This window comes from Serratia sp. AKBS12, from assembly GCF_024793895.1.
In the GTDB taxonomy this organism is placed as follows: domain Bacteria; phylum Pseudomonadota; class Gammaproteobacteria; order Enterobacterales; family Enterobacteriaceae; genus Serratia_F.
In genome coordinates this window covers 1521507-1543250 of the sequence record NZ_JANUSB010000015.1, presented here as the reverse complement: position 1 = coordinate 1543250, position 21744 = coordinate 1521507, and the positions used below count along the sequence as shown (strand labels likewise).

The 21744-nt window shown below is 54.5% G+C and carries 17 protein-coding genes, 1 tRNA gene and 2 pseudogenes; 11 read left to right on the top strand and 9 right to left on the bottom strand.

Translation table 11 applies throughout. The features are described 5' to 3' along the window. Window positions 1–426: 426 nt before the first annotated feature. The gene (ydiK, locus tag NYE85_RS17105; RefSeq protein WP_259005921.1) at window positions 427–1527 is read right to left on the bottom strand and encodes an AI-2E family transporter YdiK; all 1101 of its coding nucleotides are present in this window, start codon (window positions 1525–1527) and stop codon (window positions 427–429) included. Window positions 1528–1802: 275 nt separating this feature from the next. Here ydiK and NYE85_RS17100 point away from each other — a divergent pair, with 275 nt between their 5' ends. Both NYE85_RS17100 and NYE85_RS17095 read left to right on the top strand, forming a co-directional pair. Next, window positions 1803–4859, top strand: coding sequence for an FAD-binding and (Fe-S)-binding domain-containing protein (locus NYE85_RS17100; protein ID WP_259005920.1), 3057 nt, complete (start codon window positions 1803–1805; stop codon window positions 4857–4859). Continuing rightward, window positions 4856–5272, top strand: a complete 417-nt coding sequence (locus NYE85_RS17095; RefSeq protein ID WP_259005919.1) for a hotdog fold thioesterase — start codon at window positions 4856–4858, stop codon at window positions 5270–5272. The genes NYE85_RS17100 and NYE85_RS17095 overlap by 4 nt, the downstream gene beginning before the upstream one ends. Here NYE85_RS17095 and NYE85_RS17090 read toward each other — a convergent pair. Together NYE85_RS17090 and NYE85_RS17085 are read right to left on the bottom strand one after the other, a co-directional pair. Next, a complete protein-coding gene (locus NYE85_RS17090; RefSeq protein WP_259005918.1) occupies window positions 5253–6719 on the bottom strand; it encodes a lytic transglycosylase F in 1467 nt (488 codons plus the stop codon). The two genes, NYE85_RS17095 and NYE85_RS17090, sit on opposite strands and share 20 nt — an antisense overlap. Window positions 6720–6782: 63 nt before the next feature. After that, the gene (locus NYE85_RS17085; protein ID WP_259005917.1) at window positions 6783–7187 is read right to left on the bottom strand and encodes a hypothetical protein; all 405 of its coding nucleotides are present in this window, start codon (window positions 7185–7187) and stop codon (window positions 6783–6785) included. 550 nt (window positions 7188–7737) lie between these two features. On the opposite strand from NYE85_RS17085, the gene sufA reads away from it, so the two are divergent. From sufA to NYE85_RS17050, 7 genes and pseudogenes are all read left to right on the top strand, one after another. Further along, entirely contained in the window at window positions 7738–8109 is a 372-nt protein-coding gene (gene sufA, locus NYE85_RS17080; protein ID WP_259005916.1) for a Fe-S cluster assembly scaffold SufA, read from the top strand. Between the two features lie 14 nt (window positions 8110–8123). Next, window positions 8124–9623 (top strand): Fe-S cluster assembly protein SufB, encoded by a 1500-nt coding sequence (gene sufB, locus NYE85_RS17075; protein ID WP_259005915.1) that lies wholly within the window; start codon window positions 8124–8126, stop codon window positions 9621–9623. A gap of 35 nt (window positions 9624–9658) precedes the next feature. After that, complete coding sequence (gene sufC / locus NYE85_RS17070; protein WP_259005914.1) at window positions 9659–10402, top strand: Fe-S cluster assembly ATPase SufC; 744 nt, start codon at window positions 9659–9661, stop codon at window positions 10400–10402. After that, window positions 10380–11666, top strand: a complete 1287-nt coding sequence (gene sufD / locus NYE85_RS17065) for a Fe-S cluster assembly protein SufD (RefSeq protein WP_259005912.1) — start codon at window positions 10380–10382, stop codon at window positions 11664–11666. Before sufC ends, sufD begins: the two co-directional genes overlap by 23 nt. Then, window positions 11663–12883, top strand: a complete 1221-nt coding sequence (gene sufS / locus NYE85_RS17060) for a cysteine desulfurase SufS (protein ID WP_259005911.1) — start codon at window positions 11663–11665, stop codon at window positions 12881–12883. Before sufD ends, sufS begins: the two co-directional genes overlap by 4 nt. Window positions 12884–12915: 32 nt before the next feature. Then, window positions 12916–13332 carry a cysteine desulfuration protein SufE gene (sufE, locus tag NYE85_RS17055; RefSeq protein ID WP_259005910.1) on the top strand — a complete coding sequence of 139 codons (417 nt, stop codon included), beginning with the start codon at window positions 12916–12918 and terminating at the stop codon, window positions 13330–13332. Between the two features lie 280 nt (window positions 13333–13612). Continuing rightward, window positions 13613–14554: pseudogene (locus tag NYE85_RS17050) on the top strand (L,D-transpeptidase family protein); the annotation flags it as partial. A 251-nt stretch (window positions 14555–14805) separates the two neighbouring features. Here NYE85_RS17050 and NYE85_RS17045 read toward each other — a convergent pair. From NYE85_RS17045 to NYE85_RS17025, 5 genes and pseudogenes are all read right to left on the bottom strand, one after another. Next, window positions 14806–15042, bottom strand: a complete 237-nt coding sequence (locus tag NYE85_RS17045) for a major outer membrane lipoprotein (RefSeq protein WP_004943717.1) — start codon at window positions 15040–15042, stop codon at window positions 14806–14808. 306 nt (window positions 15043–15348) lie between these two features. Beyond that, window positions 15349–16761 carry a pyruvate kinase PykF gene (gene pykF, locus NYE85_RS17040; RefSeq protein WP_259005908.1) on the bottom strand — a complete coding sequence of 471 codons (1413 nt, stop codon included), beginning with the start codon at window positions 16759–16761 and terminating at the stop codon, window positions 15349–15351. A 404-nt stretch (window positions 16762–17165) separates the two neighbouring features. Next, window positions 17166–17471, bottom strand: a complete 306-nt coding sequence (locus tag NYE85_RS17035) for a cupin (protein ID WP_259005907.1) — start codon at window positions 17469–17471, stop codon at window positions 17166–17168. Between the two features lie 145 nt (window positions 17472–17616). After that, window positions 17617–17693, bottom strand: a tRNA-Val gene (locus tag NYE85_RS17030). A 14-nt stretch (window positions 17694–17707) separates the two neighbouring features. Next, a pseudogene (locus NYE85_RS17025) lies at window positions 17708–18901 on the bottom strand (MATE family efflux transporter); the annotation flags it as partial. A 291-nt stretch (window positions 18902–19192) separates the two neighbouring features. Here NYE85_RS17025 and NYE85_RS17020 point away from each other — a divergent pair. Together NYE85_RS17020 and NYE85_RS17015 are read left to right on the top strand one after the other, a co-directional pair. Next, window positions 19193–19843 (top strand): riboflavin synthase subunit alpha, encoded by a 651-nt coding sequence (locus tag NYE85_RS17020; RefSeq protein WP_259005906.1) that lies wholly within the window; start codon window positions 19193–19195, stop codon window positions 19841–19843. A gap of 46 nt (window positions 19844–19889) precedes the next feature. Further along, window positions 19890–20189: an I78 family peptidase inhibitor gene (locus NYE85_RS17015; protein ID WP_259005905.1), complete on the top strand. Its 300-nt coding sequence runs from the start codon at window positions 19890–19892 to the stop codon at window positions 20187–20189. 88 nt (window positions 20190–20277) lie between these two features. Here NYE85_RS17015 and cfa read toward each other — a convergent pair whose 3' ends face one another. Beyond that, a complete protein-coding gene (cfa, locus tag NYE85_RS17010; RefSeq protein ID WP_259005904.1) occupies window positions 20278–21429 on the bottom strand; it encodes a cyclopropane fatty acyl phospholipid synthase in 1152 nt (383 codons plus the stop codon). Window positions 21430–21744: the final 315 nt, after the last annotated feature.

The following is a 21744-nucleotide window of genomic DNA, read 5'->3' as shown; positions in this document are numbered from 1 at the left end:
TATGCGGCTTTTTTATTTCCAGATGTAAGTGAATATGGCAATAAATAATAATGCAGGGGAAAGGGACAAAAAAAAGCCCATCCAAAGACGGGCAAAGACTACACACAGCAATTTACATGTATGGCATTACATTGTTTGGGAAACTTGCTTGAAATTAGGGGGTTAAAGCAAGATATGGCAATAATACTAGGTACTTGGCTTAAATTAGTCATTAAGAATCGTCCTAATAAGCCAATTAACCCCAAGTTTGTCATTTATGTCGTCAAATTACAGACAAATATAAGCTGCATTTATTCGGCATGTTTAATCGCCTCTCAGCAATTTAGTCAGGATCGCAGAATATATTTTGCTGATTTACTCAATGAGCGGCTGCGGCGGAATAATTGTATCAGGCACCTGCCCATGAGCGGGCAGATGCCAAACGGCTTACAGCTGTTCCAAATCCTTGGCGACCTCTTCGAGATCGGCCGTTGGCTCGGGGGCTTCGTTCATCCAGGCGGTCAGTAAACGGTATGACACCGCTAATACTACCGGTCCGATGAACAGCCCGATCATGCCAAACGCCAGCAGGCCGCCAATCACGCCGGACAGAATCAGAATCATCGGCAAGTCGGCGCCCATGCGAATCAACACCGGACGCAGGAAGTTGTCCAGGGTGCCGACCACGCAGCTCCACACCAGCAATACCGTGCCCCAGGTGGTGTCGCCGCTCCAATACAGCCAGATAATTGCCGGGATCAGCACCGGTAATGGCCCCAGTTGCGCGACGCAGAAGATAAACATCAGTACCGCCAGCAGGGTCGCGGCCGGGATACCGGTGATCGCCAGACCAATCGCGCCCAGCACCGACTGCACCAGCGCAGTCACCACCACGCCTAAAGCGACGGCACGGATGGCTTGTCCACCCAGCAGAACCGCCGCGTCACCGCGTTCGGCACCGAGACGTACCGCAAAGTGGCGGATACCCAATGCCACCTGTTCGCCGCGTGCGTAAAGCAGTACGCTAAACAACACCATCAGCGAGCAGTGCATCAGGAAACGGCCAATGTGCGCGGCCTGAGCTGCGAACCAGGTGGCTGTCTGGCCGAAATAGGGTTGTACCTTGGCAATCAGTGCACCGCCACCGCTGTTAATCAACGTGTGGTAACTGTTGTAGATCTTATCGCCGATCATTGGAATAGAGTTCAACCATGCCAGATCGGGAATATGCACTTTGCCTGGCGTACTGGCCCAGGCGACGATCGGCGCGCTGTTATCCACCACGCTGTTCACCAGTAGCGCAATCGGCATGACGAACAGCACGATCAGAATCAGCGTCATGACCAAGACCGCCAGTGAACGACGTCCCCACAGCAGGTTCTGTAATTTAATCAATAATGGCCAGGTGGCGATGACCACCATGCTGGCCCAGGCGAAGCCAAGTATAAAAGGTTGAACCACCCAAAAGCAGGCAACGATCATTATGGCAATGAACATCACGCCAAAGATAATTCTTGGCAAATCATATCGCGGTTGTGGGACTGTCATGAAAGGGTTCTCATCCTGTTAGGTAAATTCCTTTGCTGCGTCTGATAATCATGATGCATTTTTGCCAAATTTCACAGTGCGGCGCACAATTTGCCGCGCAGGGTCACGCCGGTTGCCGTTGTTGAACACCGAGGAGCAGGGGGGAAATGCCGCGCGATTAATTGGTTATCTGCTACTGAGAAGTATGATAGTTTTTAACGATAACCAAAACAGGATGGGTCTGGCTCCAGGCTCGGCCAGGCGTTCAAATTAGACAGACAGGCGCATAAAAAGCAATGATCCCACAGATTTCTCAGGCTCCCGGCCTCGTTCAACGGGTGCTCGATTTTTTGGCAGCGTTAAAACAACACGGATTCAATGGCGATATTGCCACCAGCTACGCCGATCGCCTGACCATGGCGACCGATAACAGTATTTATCAACTACTGCCCGATGCGGTGGTGTTCCCGCGTTCAACCAGCGACGTGGCGCTGCTTGCCCGGCTGGCTGCAGACGAAAAGTTCAGCTCACTGACCTTTAGCCCACGCGGCGGCGGCACCGGCACCAACGGCCAGTCGCTCAACAGCGGCATCGTGGTAGACATGTCGCGCCATATGAATCGCATTCTGGATATCAATCTGGAACAAGGCTGGGTACGGGTTGAGGCCGGGGTGATCAAGGATCAGCTCAACCAATATCTCAAGCCGTTCGGCTACTTTTTCTCGCCGGAACTGTCAACCAGCAACCGCGCTACCCTGGGCGGCATGATCAACACCGATGCTTCTGGGCAGGGCTCGCTGGTGTATGGCAAAACATCCGATCACGTACTGGGGCTGCGCGCAGTATTGCTGGGTGGAGAAATGCTCGACACGCGCGCCATGCCGACGACGCTGGCGGAAACGATTGCCTTGGAGCATACCCAGGAAGGGCGTATTTATCACACCGTATTGCATCGCTGTCGCGAGCAGCGCGCGCTGATTCTGGATAAATTCCCCAAACTAAACCGCTTCCTGACTGGCTACGATCTGCGGCATGTGCTGAGTGACGATCTGCAAACCTTCGATCTGACGCGCATCCTGACCGGTGCCGAAGGAACGCTGGCGTTTATCACCGAAGCCCGGCTGAACATTACGCCGTTGCCGAAAGTACGGCGGTTGGTGAACGTCAAATACGACTCGTTCGATTCGGCATTGCGCAACGCGCCGTTTATGGTGGAGGCCAAGGCGCTGTCGGTAGAAACCATCGACTCCAAGGTGTTGAATCTGGCGCGGGAAGATATTGTCTGGCATTCGGTCAGCGAGTTGATCACCAACGTGCCGGACAAGCAGATGCTGGGGTTGAATATCGTTGAATTTGCCGGCGACGATGAACCGCTGATTGAGCAGCAGCTGGATAGCCTGTGCCAACGGCTGGATGCGCTGATCGCCGATCGTCAGGCCGGGGTGATCGGCTATCAGGTCTGTGGCGATCTCAACGGTATCGAGCGTATTTACAATATGCGCAAAAAGGCGGTTGGGCTGCTGGGCAACGCCAAAGGGCAGGCCAAACCGATCCCGTTTGCCGAAGATACCTGCGTACCGCCGCAGCATCTGGCTGATTATATCGCCGAATTCCGCCAATTGCTTGATAGCCATAATCTCAGCTACGGCATGTTCGGCCATGTTGACGCTGGCGTATTGCACGTGCGCCCGGCGTTGGACATGTGCGATCCGCAGCAGGAAATGCTGATGAAGCAGATTTCCGACCAGGTGGTGGCGCTGACCGCCAAATACGGCGGTTTGCTGTGGGGGGAGCACGGTAAAGGTTTCCGTGCAGAATACAGCCCGGCATTCTTTGGCGAAACGCTGTTCGAAGAGCTGCGCCGTATCAAGGCAGCGTTCGATCCGGACAACCGGCTGAATCCGGGCAAGATCTGTTCACCGCTTGGCGTGGATGCGCCAATGATGCAAGTCGACGCCGAAAAGCGCGGCACCCTCGACCGCCGCATCCCGATCGCGGTGCGCAGTTCGTTCCGTGGCGCCATGGATTGCAACGGTAATGGCCTGTGTTTCAACTTTGACGTGCGCAGCCCGATGTGCCCATCGATGAAAATCACCGGCAGTCGCATTCATTCGCCAAAGGGGCGGGCGGCGCTGGTGCGTGAATGGCTGCGCCTGTTGAGCGAGCAGGGGGTAGATCCGCTGGCGCTGGAGAAGGCTCTGCCACAACAGCGACTGAGCTTCCGCGCCCTGATCGAAAAAACTCGCAACAGCTGGTATGCCGGCAAGGGCGAGTATGATTTTTCGCATGAGGTAAAAGAGGCAATGTCCGGCTGTCTGGCCTGCAAAGCCTGCTCCACTCAATGCCCGATCAAGATTGACGTGCCGGGCTTCCGCTCGCGTTTCCTGCAGCTGTACCACACCCGTTATCTGCGTCCGGCGCGAGATTACATGGTGGCCGGGGTTGAAAGCTACACGCCGCTGATGGCGAAAGCGCCGAAGGTGTTCAACTTTTTCTTCAAGCAGCCGTGGGTGCGTGAACTGAGTCGCAATGCGATCGGCATGGTCGACTTGCCGATGCTGTCGAGCCCGACGCTGCGCCAGCAACTCAGTGGGCATCAGGCTACCGCCATGACGCTGGAGCAGTTGGAAGCGCTAGCGCCGGCCGATCGCGAGCACTATGTGCTGATCGTCCAGGATCCGTTCACCAGTTATTACGATGCCAAAGTGGTTGCCGATTTCGTACGGCTGGCGGAAAAACTGGGTTATAAACCGGTACTGCTGCCATTTTCACCCAACGGCAAGGCACAGCACGTTAAAGGCTTCCTGACGCGGTTCGCCAAAACCGCGCGCAAGACTGCCGATTTCCTTAACCGTGTCGCCAAACTTGACATGCCGCTGGTGGGAGTCGATCCGGCCCTGGTGCTGTGCTATCGCGACGAATACCATGAAATACTCGGCGAGTCGCGCGGTAACTTCCAGGTGCTGCTGGTACATGAATGGCTGCGGCAGCGGCTGATGGATCGTGCCGAACAGCCGACCACCGGCGAAGCCTGGTATCTGTTCGGCCATTGCACCGAAACCACCGCGCTGCCGGCCAGCAGTCAGCAATGGGCCGATATCTTTGCCCGTTTTGGCGCCAAACTGGAAAATGTCAGCGTCGGTTGTTGCGGCATGGCCGGCACCTACGGGCATGAAAGTAAAAATCTGCAAAATTCGCTCGGCATTTATGAATTATCATGGCACCAGGCGCTGCAACGCTTGCCACGTCAACGTTGTCTGGCGACTGGCTATTCCTGCCGCAGCCAGGTCAAGCGTATTGAGGGCAATGGCGTGCGGCATCCACTACAGGCCCTGTTGGAGATGATAGCGTGAAGCTATGGAAACGACACACGACTCTGGAACAGCTTAACCATTCCAGCACCGGCTGCATGGTGAGCCATATTGGCATTGAATTCACCCACATTGGCGACGATTACCTTGAGGCCACCATGCCAGTAGATAGCCGCACCACCCAGCCGTTTGGCCTGCTGCACGGCGGCGCGTCGGTAGTGTTGGCGGAATCTATGGGGTCGATGGCGGGCTATTTGTGCACCGAAGGCGAACAGAAAGTGGTTGGGGTGGAGATCAATGCCAATCATCTGCGCGCGGTATTTGAAGGCCAGGTGCGCGGCGTATGCCGTGCGCTGCATGCCGGCCGGCGTAATCAGGTCTGGCAGATTGAAATCTTCGATGCCCGTGACAAACTGTGCTGCATTTCGCGCCTGACTACCGCGGTGATTGAATAACTACCGGCCCTGCGGGCGCTTCGGCCTGCAGGGCAGTTTGCCGCAACCGGGTTTGTTGCTGGATCAGCGCATACGCCACATAATACTTATAAATATTACTGACATACTGTACCGTTTCCCGGCCGATACGCGCCGCCGCAACCCGTTCGACGTTATTGAACCACACGTTGTGATCCAAGCCGAGCCGTGCCGCCTCCTTGCGTAGCAGGGCGATGCGGCGTGGGCCGGCGTTATAGGAGGCAAAGGTGAACAGCAGTTTGTCCAGATGAGTCATGGGTTGGTCGGCATAATAACGATCCATCATAAAACGGATGTATTTTATCCCGGCATTGATATTGGGCTCCAATTGGCGAATATCGCCGACGTTCAACTCCCGGCCGGTCGCCGGCATCACCTGCATCACGCCAATGGCGCCCGTCTTACTGCGCACCCGCTGATCGAGTCGCGACTCCTGATAACCCTGTGCAACCATCAGCAACCAATCGATGCCATACTGATTACCGTATTTATGAAACAGATCGCGCACCTGAATGAATTTTTGCATTTCATCGTGCTGGGTGGCGTTTTTCACCCATTGGGTGCTCTTCAGGTACTTTTTGAGTTGCATATTGCCGAAGGTGCTGCCGATTTTGTGCCGTTCGCAAAACAGGTCGAGCTGGGCTTTCAAGAGCGGTGAATGCTTGCGCATTGCCAGCGCAATCTGGCGGTCCTGGTGTAAGAACAGCTGCGGTTCAATGACGATATCGGCAAATATCTGCTGCCAGAACAGTGCCAGATAACGATCGGTAACGCTGTAATCCACCAGGCCGGCGTTGAGCATTTCCAGCACATCCTCTGGCTCAAAGTTGCCTGGCGCGCGTTGTATCTCGACCGGCGGGTGCCGTTGCTGTTTTAGCGTCCGGTTCAATTGCTCGAGGCTTTGATAGTAGCTGCTGGTGGGATTGACAAAAACGGCTTTGCCTGCCAGCTCCGTCAGGGACGTCACCGCCGGCGCATGGCGGTGGCGCACCACCACTTCATGCACCTGGCGGGCTAACGGCGTGCTGAAGTCGACCAGCGCCTGGCGCTGCGGCGTGATGGTCAGATCGGCGGCAATGATATCGCCACGTCCTGCCAGCAGCTCCGGGATTAACCGATCGCGGGCGGTGGGGATGAATACCAGACGAATCTTGTCCGCCGGGTTTTTGTGATGCTGGTTGAGCTGCTTTTCCAATGCCAGCATCAAGTCAACCATCATGCCGCGCTGGGTGGTATTGGCGCTGAGGAAATAAAACGTTTTGCTATAGGGGACCAACACCCTGACGATCCGCCGCCGTTGCATCATGTCCAGATCGCCCATATGCACCTGGATCTGCGTTTGCAATGTTAACGGCGGTTCGGCGGTGGCAGGCAAGGCGGCGAACCAGCCGCAGACTGCCAATAGCATGCCATAACGCAAGCTGGCCATAACACCCTCGCATGCAATACCCCTATGCCAAGTATAGTCATCGCGCCTTGCGTCCGCGCGAGATCATAACCGGAACGGTACCCGCTTGACGAAATCCTTCTGAAACGCATTGGCCTTTTCCCAGGTGCCTTCCATTGCATACTTCTGGCAGATCAGCGTCAGGGTATGGCGGGCAAAATGGTAGCTTTGCACACGAAACAACTGACAACGTTGTGGATTGTTGATTTCCACGATCAGACGGTTATGCAGCTTGCTCAATGCGTGCAGGTAACTCTCGTCGTCGCCGTTTTCCAGACACAGATTGGCGATATTCAGGCTGATGCTGTTGAAACGTTTCAGGGTGTCGATGTTGCATTCCGGGCGCTTCAGTGCGGCTTCCGCCATAAAGAAATCCACCGTTGCATCGCGAATGCTGAACTTGTACTCATCGATTTTTCCGAACAGCCAGGCGGTTATTGAGATGTTCATATATTCGCACCATTGATAGTAATGATAATCATTATCATATTGATTGGTGCCGTAACGATCAATCACCTGGTTGAAATTTTTCTCGTGTCCCTGGCGATCGAAAACAGGAGGGCCCTTTACTTGGTGCGCAGCGGCCCCATTTACTCAGTAGCGACTAAACTTTATACAGAACAGTAGTACACCAACGTGGCAAAACAGCATCAATTAGCGTTAAACGCATTTTTCAGACAGACAATTCACAGAAATAGGTATTTTCTATGAATGTTTAAAATGGCAAAAATGCTCGAGGTGGTTGAGCGTTGGCGTCGCCGGGACGAGCGGTACGGTAATGGGTAAAGTGATTAAAATTCAAATGAGTAAACAGGTTCATTCCCCATCCCCGAGCGTGGAGACAGCGAAATCTCCAGCGCGCTTTCCACCGGCTGAGGTGAAAAACCGGGTTTCCAGCCGATACCCTCGCAAAACAAACGGTTGAAGTGATAATCATTATCACTAACATAGTCGATATAGCCTGATTTGGCTGTGATAGAGAAAACATGAGGTAGGCGATATGCAAACAGAAAATGTCGGCACTTTCTCGTTGGAAGAGAATGTCTGGCAAGGCATTTCCCTAAGCGACAGCGCCGTCAAGCAAATCATCAAGCTGATGCAGCAGGATCCGCAGGTCAAAGGGTTACAGCTCGGGGTAAAACAGTCCGGCTGCGCCGGGTTTGCCTATGTACTGGATCTGACCCGGGAACCGGCAGACGATGACCTGCTGTTTGAACGCGACGGCGCAAAGCTTTACGTGCCGCTGAAAGCGATGCCCTTTATCGATGGCACGACGGTCGATTTTGTCCGCGAAGGGCTGAATCAGATATTCAAATTCAACAACCCTAAAGCTCAGCATGCCTGTGGGTGTGGCGAGAGTTTTGGCGTTTGAGCGATGTAATCAACATGACACGAAGCAATGTAGAAGTACCAAATGATGTACAGGCTTGGGTCAGTGAAGGTCGTTACAAGGAAGGCTTCTTTACCCAGGTGGCTACCGACGAGTTGGCCACCGGCATTAACGAAGAGGTGGTTCGCGCCATTTCGGCCAAGCGCAACGAACCTGAGTGGATGTTGGCGTTTCGGTTGGAAGCCTACCGCGCGTGGCTGCAAATGGAGGAGCCGCATTGGCTGAAAGCCAATTACGACCGGCTGAACTATCAGGATTACAGTTATTACTCGGCGCCGTCCTGCGGCAGCTGCGATGACGCCTGCGGTTCGCAGCCGGGAGCGGAACAGCAGCCGGGAGCTCAACTGGCGGAAAACAGCTATCTGACCAGCGAAGTGGAGCTGGCGTTCAACCAGTTGGGCGTGCCGGTGCGCGAGGGCAGCGAAGTGGCGGTGGACGCCATTTTTGACTCGGTCTCGGTGGCCACCACCTATCGCGAGAAACTGGCCGAAAGCGGGGTGATTTTCTGCTCGTTCGGGGAGGCAATTCAGGAATATCCGGATCTGGTGCGCAAATACCTGGGGCGCGTCGTGCCGTCCAACGATAACTTTTTTGCCGCGCTGAACGCGGCGGTGGCCTCTGATGGCACGTTTGTCTACGTGCCGAAAGGCGTGCGTTGCCCGATGGAGCTGTCAACCTACTTCCGCATCAACGCTGCAAAGACCGGCCAGTTCGAGCGAACCATTCTGATCGCCGACGAAGGCAGCTATGTCAGCTATATCGAAGGCTGTTCCGCTCCGGTGCGCGACAGCTATCAACTGCATGCGGCGGTGGTTGAAGTGATCCTGCACAAAGACGCCGAAGTGAAGTATTCGACGGTACAGAACTGGTTCTCCGGCGGCGACAGCAAGGGCGGTATTCTTAACTTCGTCACCAAGCGCGCCTTGTGTGAAGGGGCCAATTCGAAAATGTCCTGGACCCAGTCGGAAACCGGCTCGGCCATCACCTGGAAATATCCGAGCGTGATCTTGCAGGGCGACAATTCGATCGGTGAATTCTTCTCGGTCGCGCTGACCAGCGGTCATCAGCAGGCAGATACCGGTACCAAAATGATCCACATTGGCAAAAACACCAAGTCAACCATTATTGCCAAGGGTATTTCCGCCGGTCACAGCGAAAATACCTATCGCGGTCTGGTAAAAATCCTGCCGGGGGCGGAAAACGCGCGCAACTTTACCCAGTGTGACTCGATGCTGATCGGTCCTGACAGCGGGGCGCATACCTTCCCGTACGTGGAAGCACGTAATAACAGCGCGCAACTGGAGCATGAAGCCACCACCTCGAAGATCGGTGACGACCAACTGTTCTATTGCCTGCAGCGCGGCATCAGCGAAGATGATGCCATATCCATGATCGTCAACGGTTTTTGCAAGGACGTATTCTCCGAGCTACCGTTGGAATTCGCGGTCGAGGCACAAAAACTTCTTGCAATCAGCCTGGAACACAGCGTCGGTTGATTTTTGGGCGGACAAACGCCACCAGAGGACACAGCATGTTAAGTATCAAAGAGTTGAAAGTCAGTGCGGAAGGCAGTGAAATTCTCAAGGGTCTGAGCCTGGACATCAAGCCGGGTGAGGTTCACGCCATCATGGGGCCGAACGGCTCGGGTAAAAGTACCCTTTCCGCTACGCTGGCGGGACGCGAGGAATACGAGGTCACCGCTGGCGAAGTCATGTTCAAAGGCAAGGATTTACTGGCGCTGGATCCGGAAGACCGCGCCGGCGAAGGGGTGTTTCTGGCCTTCCAGTACCCGGTGGAGATCCCCGGCGTCAGCAACCATTTCTTCTTGCAAACCTCGGTGAACGCGGTACGCAAGTACCGAGGCCTGGAGCCGCTGGACCGTTTCGACTTCGCCGACTTTATCGAAGAGAAGATTGAGCTGCTGAACATGCCGGCCGACCTGCTGACGCGCTCGGTCAACGTCGGGTTTTCCGGCGGCGAGAAAAAACGCAACGACATTTTGCAAATGGCAGCGCTGGAGCCGGATCTGTGCATTCTGGACGAGACCGACTCAGGGCTGGACATCGACGCATTGAAAATCGTCGCCAACGGCGTCAACTCGCTGCGCGACGGTAAGCGGGCGTTTATTATCGTGACGCATTATCAGCGTATTCTGGATTACATCAAACCGGATTACGTTCACGTGCTTTCTCAGGGGCGCATCGTGAAATCTGGTGATTTTTCTCTGGTGAAACAGTTGGAGGAGCAGGGCTATGGCTGGCTTTCCGACCAATAATAATTCTCGTGCGCTGCAAACGCTCTATAGCCTGTTTGAAGCGCACGGTGGCGAGCAATCGCCCTATGCTCTGGCACACTGGCAGCAGGCGTTGCGACTGGGCTGGCCGACGCGCAAGCATGAAAACTGGAAGTACACGCCGCTGGAAGGGCTGCTCGAACGGCAATTCGTTGCTCCGACCGCCAGCGACATCAGCACTGCGCAGCGAGATGCGCTGGCGCTGGATATTGATGCCTATCGCCTGGTGTTTGTCGACGGCCGATACAGCGCGCAGCTGAGCGACGCCGATCTGGGCGATTATCAGTTTGAAGTGGCGAGTTATGAGGAGCCGCAGACGCTGCCGGAGCCGATTCAGCCGGAAATCTTCCTGCATCTGACCGAAAGCCTGGCGCAGGAAACCAGCCTGATTCGCTTGCCGGCCGGTAAAGTCGGCGTACGCCCGCTGTATCTGCTGCACATCAGCAGCGGTCGCGGCGAAGCAGGGGAAATCAATACCGTTCACCACCGCCACCATCTGGATATCGCGCGGGGAGCGCAGGCCAGCATTATCGAACATTACGTCAGCCTGAATGATAGCGCCCATTTTACTGGTGCGCGTCTGACGGCCAACGTTGGCGACAATGCGGAACTGCAGCACTGTAAACTGGCGTTTGAAAGCCAGCCGAGTTACCACTTCTCGCATAACGATCTGGTTATTGGCCGCGATGCGCGGGTGAAGAGTGACAGTTTCCTGCTTGGCGCAGGGCTGACGCGGCACAACACCAGCGCCCAGCTCAACGGCGAAGGCAGCAACCTGGTGATCAACAGCCTGATCTTGCCGATAGGCAAGGAGGTATGTGATACGCGTACCTATCTGGAGCACAACAAGGGTTTTTGCGAGAGTCGGCAACTGCATAAAACCGTAGTCAGCGATCGTGCCAAAGCGGTGTTCAATGGCATGATAAAAGTGGCAAAGCACGCCATCAAAACCGACGGACAGATGACCAACCACAATCTGTTGCTGGGTAACGTGGCGGAAGTGGATACCAAGCCGCAGCTGGAAATCTACGCCGATGACGTCAAATGCAGCCACGGCGCAACGGTCGGTCGTATTGACCAGGAACAGATCTTCTACCTGCAGTCGCGCGGCATCAGTCGGCACGACGCGCAGCAAATGATTATCTTCGCCTTTGCCGCCGAATTGACCGAAGGCATTAAAGACGATGTCATTCGTGAACAGGTGCTGGCGCAGATCACCCGGCGTTTGCCGCGGGAGGCAGCATGAGCTATCCAATAGAACGTGTGCGCAGTGATTTCCCGCTATTGGCGCGCGAGGTCAACGGCAAACCGCTGGCTTATCTCGACAGCGCGGCCAGCGCGCAGAAACCGCATGTGGTCATCGATCGTGAAGCCGACTTTTATCGCCATGGCTATGCCGCAGTGCACCGTGGCATTCATACGCTCAGCGCCGAAGCGACGCAGCAGATGGAAGCGGTGCGTGCACAGGTAGCACAGTTTATCAATGCCGCCTCGGCGGAAGAGATCGTGTTTGTCAAAGGCACCACCGAAGGCATCAATCTGGTGGCTAACAGCTATGGACGTCATCTGTTGCAGCCGGGCGACAGCATCGTCATTAGCGAGATGGAGCACCATGCCAACATCGTACCGTGGCAGATGCTGGCGCAGGAACAGGGTCTGACGCTGCGCATCTGGCCATTGCAGCAGGACGGCACGCTGGACATGGACCAGTTGCCTGCGCTGTTGGACGGTACCACACGACTGCTGGCGCTGACGCACGTATCCAACGTGCTGGGCACCGTCAACCCGCTAGGCGATATCATCGCGCAAGCGCATGCCGCCGGCGTCAAGGTGTTGGTGGACGGGGCCCAGGCGGTGATGCATCAGCAGCTTGACGTGCAGGCGCTGGACTGCGACTTCTATGTCTTTTCGGGTCACAAGCTGTATGGTCCTACCGGCATCGGCGTGTTATATGCCAAACAGGCGCTGTTGCAACAGATGCCACCGTGGGAAGGCGGCGGTTCAATGATCCAGCAGGTTAGTCTGACCAGTGGCACCACCTATGCCGAGCCACCGTGGCGTTTTGAGGCCGGTTCGCCCAACACCGCCGGCATGATGGGGCTGGGCGCGGCGCTGGAGTATGTTTCGCAACTGGGACTGGATCGGATCCATGAATATGAACAATCGCTGATGCACTACGCGCTGGAAGCGCTGCAACAGGTGCCACAGCTGCAGATCTACGGCCCGAGCGAGCGCGCCGGGGTGATTGCCTTTAACCTCGGTCGGCATCATGCCTATGATGTAGGCAGCTTCCTCGATCGCTACGGTATCGCCATTCGTACTGGTCACCACTGTGCCATGCCGCTGATGGCATTTTATCAGGTACCGAGCATGTGCCGTGCTTCACTGGCGTTGTACAATACCCGGGAAGAAGTGGATCGGCTGGTGGCCGGCCTGCAGCGAATTCAGCAGCTGCTGGGCTGATAGCCCGCGGCGGAACTTTTATAGGAAGCCTCATGGCAAATTTGCCGGATAAAGACAAACTGGTGCGCAATTTTTCGCGTTGCCTGGATTGGGAAGACAAGTACCTGTATGTGATCGAACTGGGGGGGCGCTTGCCGCCGCTTGACGACGCCGAACGTCAGCCGGAGAACCTGATTTCAGGCTGTCAGAGCCAGGTGTGGATCGTGATGCAGCAGAATCCGCAAGGGCAGGTTGAATTCCACGGCGACAGTGATGCCGCCATCGTCAAGGGGCTGATGACCGTGGTCTTCATCCTGTATCGTGATTTGACGCCTCAGCAAATCGTCGATCTCGACGTGCGGCCTTTTTTTGCTGAACTGGCGCTCAGCCAGCATTTGACCCCTTCGCGTTCGCAAGGTCTGGAAGCGATGATCCGTGCAATTCGCCTGAAAGCGTCTCAGTTGCTGTAACCCCGCATAATCGACTCATTGATAGCAGCCATTTGTCAATGAGTCTTTACAATCAGCGTTGCTGGCCCAATCTCGCAACAAATAAATCGATATATCAATAAGTTGGCTGCTATTGCCGCGGCGAGGTGTCGTGCCAGCGATAACGTTATAACGTCTTGATTTTATGTCGTTTATTGCCTTTGTACCTAGAGTTGCTAGTATTAAACGGGTAATTGTCTGATTTACCTGCCGACAACCGCTAGATAGCCTTGTGGCCGAACCGTACAAAAAAGGGAAGAGCATGAAACGTGCGTTGACTTTAATGGGCGTGTTATTCGCCACCGTTCTGGCCGGCACGCAAGCCGCCAGCGCGACCGAATACCCGCTGCCACCGGCTGATAGCCGTCTGATTGGCGAAAACACGATTTACACCGTGCCGAACGACGGTCGTTCGCTGGAGGCAATCGCCGCTGATTATCAAATCGGCCTGCTAGGCATGTTGGAGGCCAATCCGGGTACCGACCCTTACTTGCCGAAGCCAGGCTCGGTGCTGACTATTCCAACCCAGATGCTGTTGCCTGACACGCCGCGTGAAGGGATCGTGGTGAACCTGGCCGAACTGCGCCTGTATTATTACCCGAAAGGTGAAAATAAAGTGATCGTCTACCCGATCGGTATTGGCCAGACCGGCATGCATACGCCGCTCAAGGTCACCTCTGTCAGCCAGAAAATACCGAACCCGACCTGGACGCCAACAGCCAACATCCGCAAGCGCTATGCCGCGCAGGGCGTGAAATTGCCGGGCGTGGTGCCGGCAGGTCCGGAAAATCCGATGGGTCTGTTCGCCATGCGTTTGTCCATGGGACACGGCGAGTACCTGATTCACGGCACCAACGCCAACTTCGGTATTGGCATGCGCGTCAGCTCCGGCTGTATCCGCCTGCGTCCGAACGATATCGAAGCGCTATTCAACATGGTGCCGAAGGGGACGCGAGTGCAGATTATCAACGAACCGGTGAAAGTGTCGGTTGAGCCGGACGGCAAGCGTTATGTTGAAGTGCATCAACCGCTGTCGAAAGTCGAGAGTGACGATCCGCAGACCATGCCGATTCACCTGTCCAAAGGCCAGCAGAAGTTCGTCAACGATGCGGCCACCGACAAGGTCGAGTTCGACAGCGCCATCACACGGCGTTCTGGCATGCCGGTGCTGGTCAGCGTAGGGCAGAACCCTTCGGAAGTTGCTCTGCCTTCTCTGAGGCTGTTTGGCGGCGATAAAAGCAATGCTCCGGCCACCGAAGGCGCGCCGATTTCACAAGCGAAGTAACCTGACCTGCTGATATCCCAAGCCTGGCCGATGCGCCGGGCTTTTTTATGGCTGCGGTTTGGTGCCGTTAATCCAGTGGAATGGTCGAGTTGAAGCAGGAAAGGGGAGGCATTGTCTAAGGCAAAAAAAACGGCGCACAATGTGCGCCGTTTTTAATTACCGAAGCTAACTTACTTTTTGTAAGCGTGAGCTTGGTTGTCCAGACGCTGGTTAGCACGTGCTGCGTCGTCTTTAGCTGCTTGAACGTCAGAACGGATTGCGTTCACGTCGTTGCTCAGCTGATCAACTTTAGCGTTCAGAGTCTGAACGTCAGAGGACAGTTGATCGATTTTAGCATTGCTAGAGCAGCCTGCCAGCAGAGTGGAACCCAGGATTACTGCGCCCAGTACCAGTTTAGTACGATTCATTATAACACCCTCTAGATTGAGTTAATCTCCATGTAGCGTTACAAGTATTACACAAACTTTTTTCGAAAGAGAATAATTTTTTTGTGTTAGAGCTCTTTATTTTGATCGTTCGCTCAAACTTGCATCTTGTTTTACAGAATAGTTAAAAAAACGAGGCAAAACAGCCGGATTCCATCGGACTGCTCCGATTTGCCATAGGTGAAATAATGCTCTAATGATGGTTGCGTTTTTGAGAAAATAGTTTACTGGCAATAAAAAAACGCCGCATGGCGACGTTTTTTTTGATTAAATTTTTGTCACTTTTAATTATAGCACGTGTACCGAGGCGGTATTGGTGGTGCCGCTTGGCACTAATGCACCGGATACCATCACCACCACATCGCCTTTCTGTGCCAGGCCGCTTGCCAGCGCGGCTTCTTTACCGATGCGGTAGAAGTCGTCGGTAGAGGCAATTTCTTTGACAATCTGCGGGATGACCCCTTTGCTGAGCACCAGCTGGTGTGCCGTGACTTCGTTGGTGGTCAACGCCAGGATATTGGCATCCGGGAAGTATTTGCGCACCGACTTGGCGGATTTGCCGCCGCTGGTGGCAACCACGATCAGCGGTGCATCCAGTTTTTCAGCCGTTTCAACCGCGCCGCGGCAGACGGCTTCGGTGATGCGCAGCTTGCGGCTGTCGTTCAGGCCGTCGATACGGCTCGGCATTACGCGGTCAGTGCGCTCGCAGATGGTGGCCATGATGGTCACCGCTTCCAGCGGGTATTTGCCCTTGGCACTTTCACCGGACAGCATCACGGCATCGGTGCCATCGAGAATGGCGTTGGCCACGTCACCGGCTTCCGCACGGGTAGGACGTGGGTTTTTGATCATCGAATCGAGCATTTGGGTGGCGGTAATCACCACTTTGCGCGCGCGGTTGCATTTTTCGATCATCATCTTCTGCGCAAAGATCACTTCTTCAACCGGGATTTCAACGCCCAGATCGCCGCGAGCTACCATGATGCCGTCCGACGCTTCGAGGATTTCGTCGAAGTTGTTCAGTCCTTCCTGGTTTTCGATTTTGGAGATGATTTGAATCTGCTCGCCACCGTGGGCTTTCAGATGCTCACGAATTTCCAGCACGTCCGAACGCTTGCGAATAAAGGAGGCAGCAACAAAATCAACGCCCTGTTCGCAGCCGAAGATCAGGTCGCGCTTGTCTTTTTCAGCCAGTGCCGGCAGCTGGATGGAAACGCCTGGCAGGTTAACGCCCTTGTTTTCACCCAGATCGCCGTTGTTCAGCACCTTGCAGATTACTTCGTTTTCGCTGACGTTGGTGACTTCCATGCCAATCAAGCCGTCATCGACCAGAACGATATTGCCGATCTTGAGATCGGCGGCGAAGCCGGCATAAGTCACCGCGACGCGTTCATTGTTACCAATGACGCTTTGGTCAGTGGTAAAGGTGAATGTCTGGCCGGCAACCAGCGCCGCGTCCTTGCCACCTTCCAGTTTCATGGTACGGATTTCCGGGCCTTTGGTATCAAGCAGAATGCCGGCGGTTTTACCTGTTTTGGCCATGACCGCACGCATGTTCTTGATGCGGTTGCCGTGCTCTTGGTAATCGCCGTGAGAGAAGTTGAGGCGCATTACGTTCATGCCTGCGTTTAGCAGGTCGGTCAGCATTTCTTCCGATTCGGTTTTTGGACCGATGGTACAAACGATTTTGGTCTTTTTCATGACGGTTTTTTCTACAAGTTGTGATGGATAAGAAAACGAATAAAACCGGCGTTTAAGTCGCCGATAAGGGATCTGATACGTACCTGACGTTGAAAAACATAGTTAAGAATAGGTGACCACAGTAGAAATGGGGCGGAAAAATTCAGCCCGCACCGGCGAACGGAAATGATGCGAAAAGTGATGGGAAGTGGCGTTGTAGTTATTGCGTTTTCGCAGATCAAGGGCTGAAACCATTCAACTGAAAGACGTTGCGCATTATAAAGCCATCGCCGCCGGAAACAAAATAAAAAACCGATGCGTGGCGCAGGTTTAGTCAAAACAGCAGCAAATGTGGCGCAAATGCAAATCTCTGGCGACAGTTTGTTGCGCAAATAAACCTGCTGTGAATAAAACGCTGTTTTGGTTCAGGGGGCGAGGGTGATTTCCAGCAACGTGCCGGCGGCCAGGCAAAAACAGCCGCTGGCTACCTCGGCCGGGATGTTCAGCGATTCGCCAGCAATCGCTACAAAGATGTCACTGCCGACGGTGAATTCAAATTCGCCGGACAGCACTTGAGTGAGCAGCGCATGGGGACGTTTTTGCAGTTGGCCGAATGCGCCTGCGTCATAGCGTACTTCGGCGGCGGCCGTGCCATCGCTCATTTTGCCTTCGCGACGGGCAAGGCCATTATCCAGTGAGTGAAACGGCGTTGCCGCGATAAAATTCAACATATGGCGATCCTTATAACCCATTGGCGCTTATGATAGTCGATAGAGCGGCCAGGTTCCAAAAGCAAATGGACGGCAATGACAAAGCGTAGGACCTGTGGTTTCAGCAAGCAGAGGGGGAGCGCAAGGTGTGGAATGCAGCGTGATATGGTGCGTCCGAGTGGACTCGAACCACCGACCCCCACCATGTCAAGGTGGTGCTCTAACCAACTGAGCTACGGACGCACTGAGCTGCTACACAGCACCCAATAGGCAATAAAGGTGATAAAGAAAATCGAACGGGTATCTTTATAGCCGCGCAGAATGCCGCTACCGATCACCTGAATCGAGTCGGAAATCTGGTAAATGGCTGCCAGCAGCATCAGATGCGACGCCATCGCCACCACGGCGGGATTGTCGTTATACAGCAGGGCGATCGGCTCGCGCAGCGCTGCGGTGAACAGCGCGGTGCAGCAGGCCATGGCAATGCCGACGCCGATCGCCGCATAGGCCGCCACGCGGGCGCCGTCTACGCTGCCTTCCCCCAGGCGGTGACCAACGCGGATGGTGGCGCCCACGCCGAGCGACAGCGGCATCACGAACATCAGCGCGCTGAAGTTGAGGGCAATCTGGTGGCCGGCAACCGCGACGATGCCGAGCGGTGAAACCAATAGCGCTACTACGGCAAACAGCGTCACTTCAAAGAACAGCGCCAGTGCCACAGGTATACCGATGCCGACCAGGCGTTTCAACGCCGGCCAGTCCGGCGGAGAATAATTTTCCGCCAGCTTGATGTCGCGCTGCGACGGCGCGCGGGTGGCGTACCAGCGCATCAGCAGGAACATGATCCAATACACGCTGCCGGTAGCGACGCCGCAGCCTACGCCGCCCAATTCCGGCATACCGAACTTGCCGTAAATGAAAATATAGTTAATCGGAATATTCACCAGCAGGCCGATAAAACCGATGACCATGCCCGGTTTGGTTTTTGACAGGCCTTCGCACTGGTTACGCAACACCTGAAAGAACAGATAGCCCGGCGCGCCCCACATGATGGCATGCAAATAACCGACGGCCTTGTCGGCCAGCTGCGGATCGATATTATGCATCATGTCGATCAGATACTTGCTGTTGTACAGCACCGCGATGATCAGCAGTGAAACGCCGCAGGCCAGCCAGAATCCTTGACGCACCTGATGTGCGATGCGGTCGCGGCGGCCAGCGCCGTTCAATTGGGCGATGACCGGTGTCAATGCCAGCAGCAGGCCGTGACCGAACAGGATAGCCGGTAGCCAGATCGAGGTGCCAACCGCGACTGCGGCCATATCCGTGGCGCTGTAGGCCCCGGCCATAATGGTATCCACCACGCCCATTGCCGTCTGGGATATTTGCGCGATAATTACCGGAATAGCGAGAGCCAATAAACTACGCGCTTCAATAAAGTACTTCTGCACGCATACACCTTTTTGATTATTTAACGATGAAGGAGGGTTGCCGCAAAAAGACAACAATTAAAAATAGCGGAATTTGGTCAAAATGATTGTACCTGCTGATGCCGCTTTAGCAAATGCCATGATCAAATAGTTATTAAATGCGCAGCAACAGATTTTTTGCCGCTGCGGGTTTGGATTTCTGCCACATCTGGGGCAAACTGCCCGAAGCGTTTTACATCTGTACTCAAGCTGCGTTGTGCGGTGCCAGAGCGGCTCCGTCGCGCATCGCGAGGATATACTGAAGAGGCATCTATGTTTACCGGTATTGTACAAGGCACCGCGCCGCTCGTTGCAATAGAAGAAAAACCCAATTTTCGCACCCATGTAATTGAAATGCCGCCAGCGTTGCTGCCGGGGCTGGAGCTGGGGGCGTCGGTGGCGCATAACGGCTGCTGCCTGACGGTTACCGCCGTGGAGGGCAACCGCGTCAGTTTTGATCTGATCAAGGAAACCTTGCGCCTCACCAACCTGGGTGATTTGGCGCTGGGGGATGTGGTCAACATCGAACGGGCAGCGAAGTTCAACGATGAAATCGGCGGGCATCTGATGTCCGGCCATATTATTTGTACCGCTGAGGTTGCCAAGATTTATACCTCGGAAAATAACCGCCAGGTGTGGTTGCGTATGCCCGATGCCGAATTAATGAAATATGTGTTACATAAAGGTTTCATTGGTATTGACGGGATTAGCCTGACCATTGGCGAAGTGGTAAACAACCGTTTCTGCGTGCATTTAATCCCAGAAACCCTCGATCGCACGACGCTTGGCAAGAAGCGTCTGGGTGACAAGGTGAATATCGAAATCGATCCGCAAACGCAGGCGGTGGTCGATACCGTCGAGCGCGTGCTGGCCAGCCGCGAGGCCGCGATGGCGGTGGCGGCCGAGCTGGCGCCGAAGCCTTGATCGGAGCGGCGTAATAATAAATACCCAAAACCAGAGGAGCAAAAACGTGAAGTTTTATCGGAAAACGTTGATGTTGGCGGCGCTGATGGCGCTGGCTGCCTGTAGCAGCACGTCAGAAAATAGCGCGGCCTCACCGTCGGAGAAGACGGCAGATGATACCTGCGGCGCTGCGCAGTACCAGAACTATGTGGGTAAACCGCTCTCTTCGCTGGATGGGGTGCAGATCGACGCGCGGCAGGTGCGTACCATTCCTTACAATTCTGCCGTTACCATGGATTTCAATCTGAGTCGGCTTAATTTCCTGGCGGATCAGGATGATAAGATTATTCGGGTTTATTGCGGCTGATACCGTAAGATAACCAGCAGTTAATCGGCGATGCCGGTCAGCAATGTCTGACCGGCATTTTTTATGCGCCGATGATTTGCGGGCAGGATTAGCGTGGTACGCGTATTCCGCCTTCAACGCCTTTCGGGCTGAAAACAACCTGCCATAGCTGAATATCGCGGGCGCGAAACGCTCCGGCGCAGGCGTTGAGGTAATAGCTGAACATGCGTTCGAATCGTTCGGAATAACGCTGGGCCAGCTGTGGCCAGGCCTGTTTAAAGCGCTCATGCCATGCCATCAGGGTACGATCGTAATCGGCACCAAAATTATGCCAGTCTTCCATCACGAAATGGCCTTCGCTGGCTTGGGCAATATGTTTGACTGACGGCAGACAACCGTTCGGGAAGATATATTTGTTGATCCAGGGGTCAACATTCATATCCGTGCGATTCGATCCGATGGTATGCAGCAGGAATAACCCGTTCGGTTTTAAATTACGCTCGACCACCTCGAAATAGGTGCGGTAATTCTTAGGTCCGACGTGTTCAAACATACCAACCGAGGCGATGCGATCAAATTGCTGATCGAGATCCCGGTAGTCTTGCAGCAGGATTTGCACATCCAGCCCTTCACAGCGCGCCTGAGCCAGTTTTTGCTGTTCGGCGGAAATGGTCACACCCACCACCGAGACGCCGTAATGCTTGGCGGCAAAGGCGGACAGACCACCCCAGCCGCAGCCGATATCCAGCAGACGCATGCCCGGCTGCAATTGCAGTTTTTCGCAGATGATGCGCAATTTGCCTTCCTGCGCCTGTTCAAGCGTAGCCGCGTCTTTCCAATAACCGCAGGAATATTGCATATAGGGATCGAGCATCAGGGTAAATAAGTCATTACCCAGATCGTAATGTTCCTTGCCGACAATCCAGGCGCGCTTTTTGGATTGCAGATTGGTCAGCCGCGCGGCGGCAATGCGCAGCGTGTCTTTAAAATGGTGGGGGAGTTTCTTTTCCAGACCGGCGGCAACGACGCGGTGAAAGAAACAGTCCAGCCGTTCGCATTCCCACCAGCCGTCCATATAACTTTCACCCAGCCCCAATGAGCCTTCCTGCAGGACGCGTTTAAAAAACTCGGGGTTTTTAACCTGAATATCGAAAGGACGGGAGCCGTTTATTTCAATCCCCGCCATGCTGAGCATTTCATGGGCAATACGATACCATTGGTTATCCTGGATGCTCAGATCTTCTATACACGATGAACTCATAGCTTCTCCATCACCTTTCTTCTGACTTATGGCCCGTTGGGAAAAAGCTTAGCCAATTTCTGCGGGCATATACGTATCCCTACGGCAAATTTTACCGCAGGGTTTGATATCCGACATGAACAGAGGAAAATTCCAAGAGAACCCTGATACCAAACGGCGTGGGGCAACTCATCAAAAAATAAACTGTGACGCCATACTCGTACGCAACAACTACGTGTAATAAAGCGCTTTTAGCTATGGTATTTTAAAAGGTTATTTTTGAGTATAGGCTTGCCGAGGCGCTTACTCAACTGTAAATCGCACTCGGCAAAAATA

Coding starts and splice junctions, on each gene's coding strand:
- NYE85_RS17035 (WP_259005907.1), bottom strand. CDS start 17,471: ATGTTGAATTTTATCGCGGCAACGCCGTTTCACTCACTGGATAATGGC.
- sufE (WP_259005910.1), top strand. CDS start 12,916: ATGGCAAATTTGCCGGATAAAGACAAACTGGTGCGCAATTTTTCGCGT.
- NYE85_RS17085 (WP_259005917.1), bottom strand. CDS start 7,187: ATGAACATCTCAATAACCGCCTGGCTGTTCGGAAAAATCGATGAGTAC.
- sufS (WP_259005911.1), top strand. CDS start 11,663: ATGAGCTATCCAATAGAACGTGTGCGCAGTGATTTCCCGCTATTGGCG.
- NYE85_RS17100 (WP_259005920.1), top strand. CDS start 1,803: ATGATCCCACAGATTTCTCAGGCTCCCGGCCTCGTTCAACGGGTGCTC.
- NYE85_RS17020 (WP_259005906.1), top strand. CDS start 19,193: ATGTTTACCGGTATTGTACAAGGCACCGCGCCGCTCGTTGCAATAGAA.
- ydiK (WP_259005921.1), bottom strand. CDS start 1,527: ATGACAGTCCCACAACCGCGATATGATTTGCCAAGAATTATCTTTGGC.
- sufC (WP_259005914.1), top strand. CDS start 9,659: ATGTTAAGTATCAAAGAGTTGAAAGTCAGTGCGGAAGGCAGTGAAATT.
- pykF (WP_259005908.1), bottom strand. CDS start 16,761: ATGAAAAAGACCAAAATCGTTTGTACCATCGGTCCAAAAACCGAATCG.
- sufD (WP_259005912.1), top strand. CDS start 10,380: ATGGCTGGCTTTCCGACCAATAATAATTCTCGTGCGCTGCAAACGCTC.
- sufA (WP_259005916.1), top strand. CDS start 7,738: ATGCAAACAGAAAATGTCGGCACTTTCTCGTTGGAAGAGAATGTCTGG.
- sufB (WP_259005915.1), top strand. CDS start 8,124: ATGACACGAAGCAATGTAGAAGTACCAAATGATGTACAGGCTTGGGTC.
- NYE85_RS17045 (WP_004943717.1), bottom strand. CDS start 15,042: ATGAATCGTACTAAACTGGTACTGGGCGCAGTAATCCTGGGTTCCACT.
- cfa (WP_259005904.1), bottom strand. CDS start 21,429: ATGAGTTCATCGTGTATAGAAGATCTGAGCATCCAGGATAACCAATGG.
- NYE85_RS17090 (WP_259005918.1), bottom strand. CDS start 6,719: ATGGCCAGCTTGCGTTATGGCATGCTATTGGCAGTCTGCGGCTGGTTC.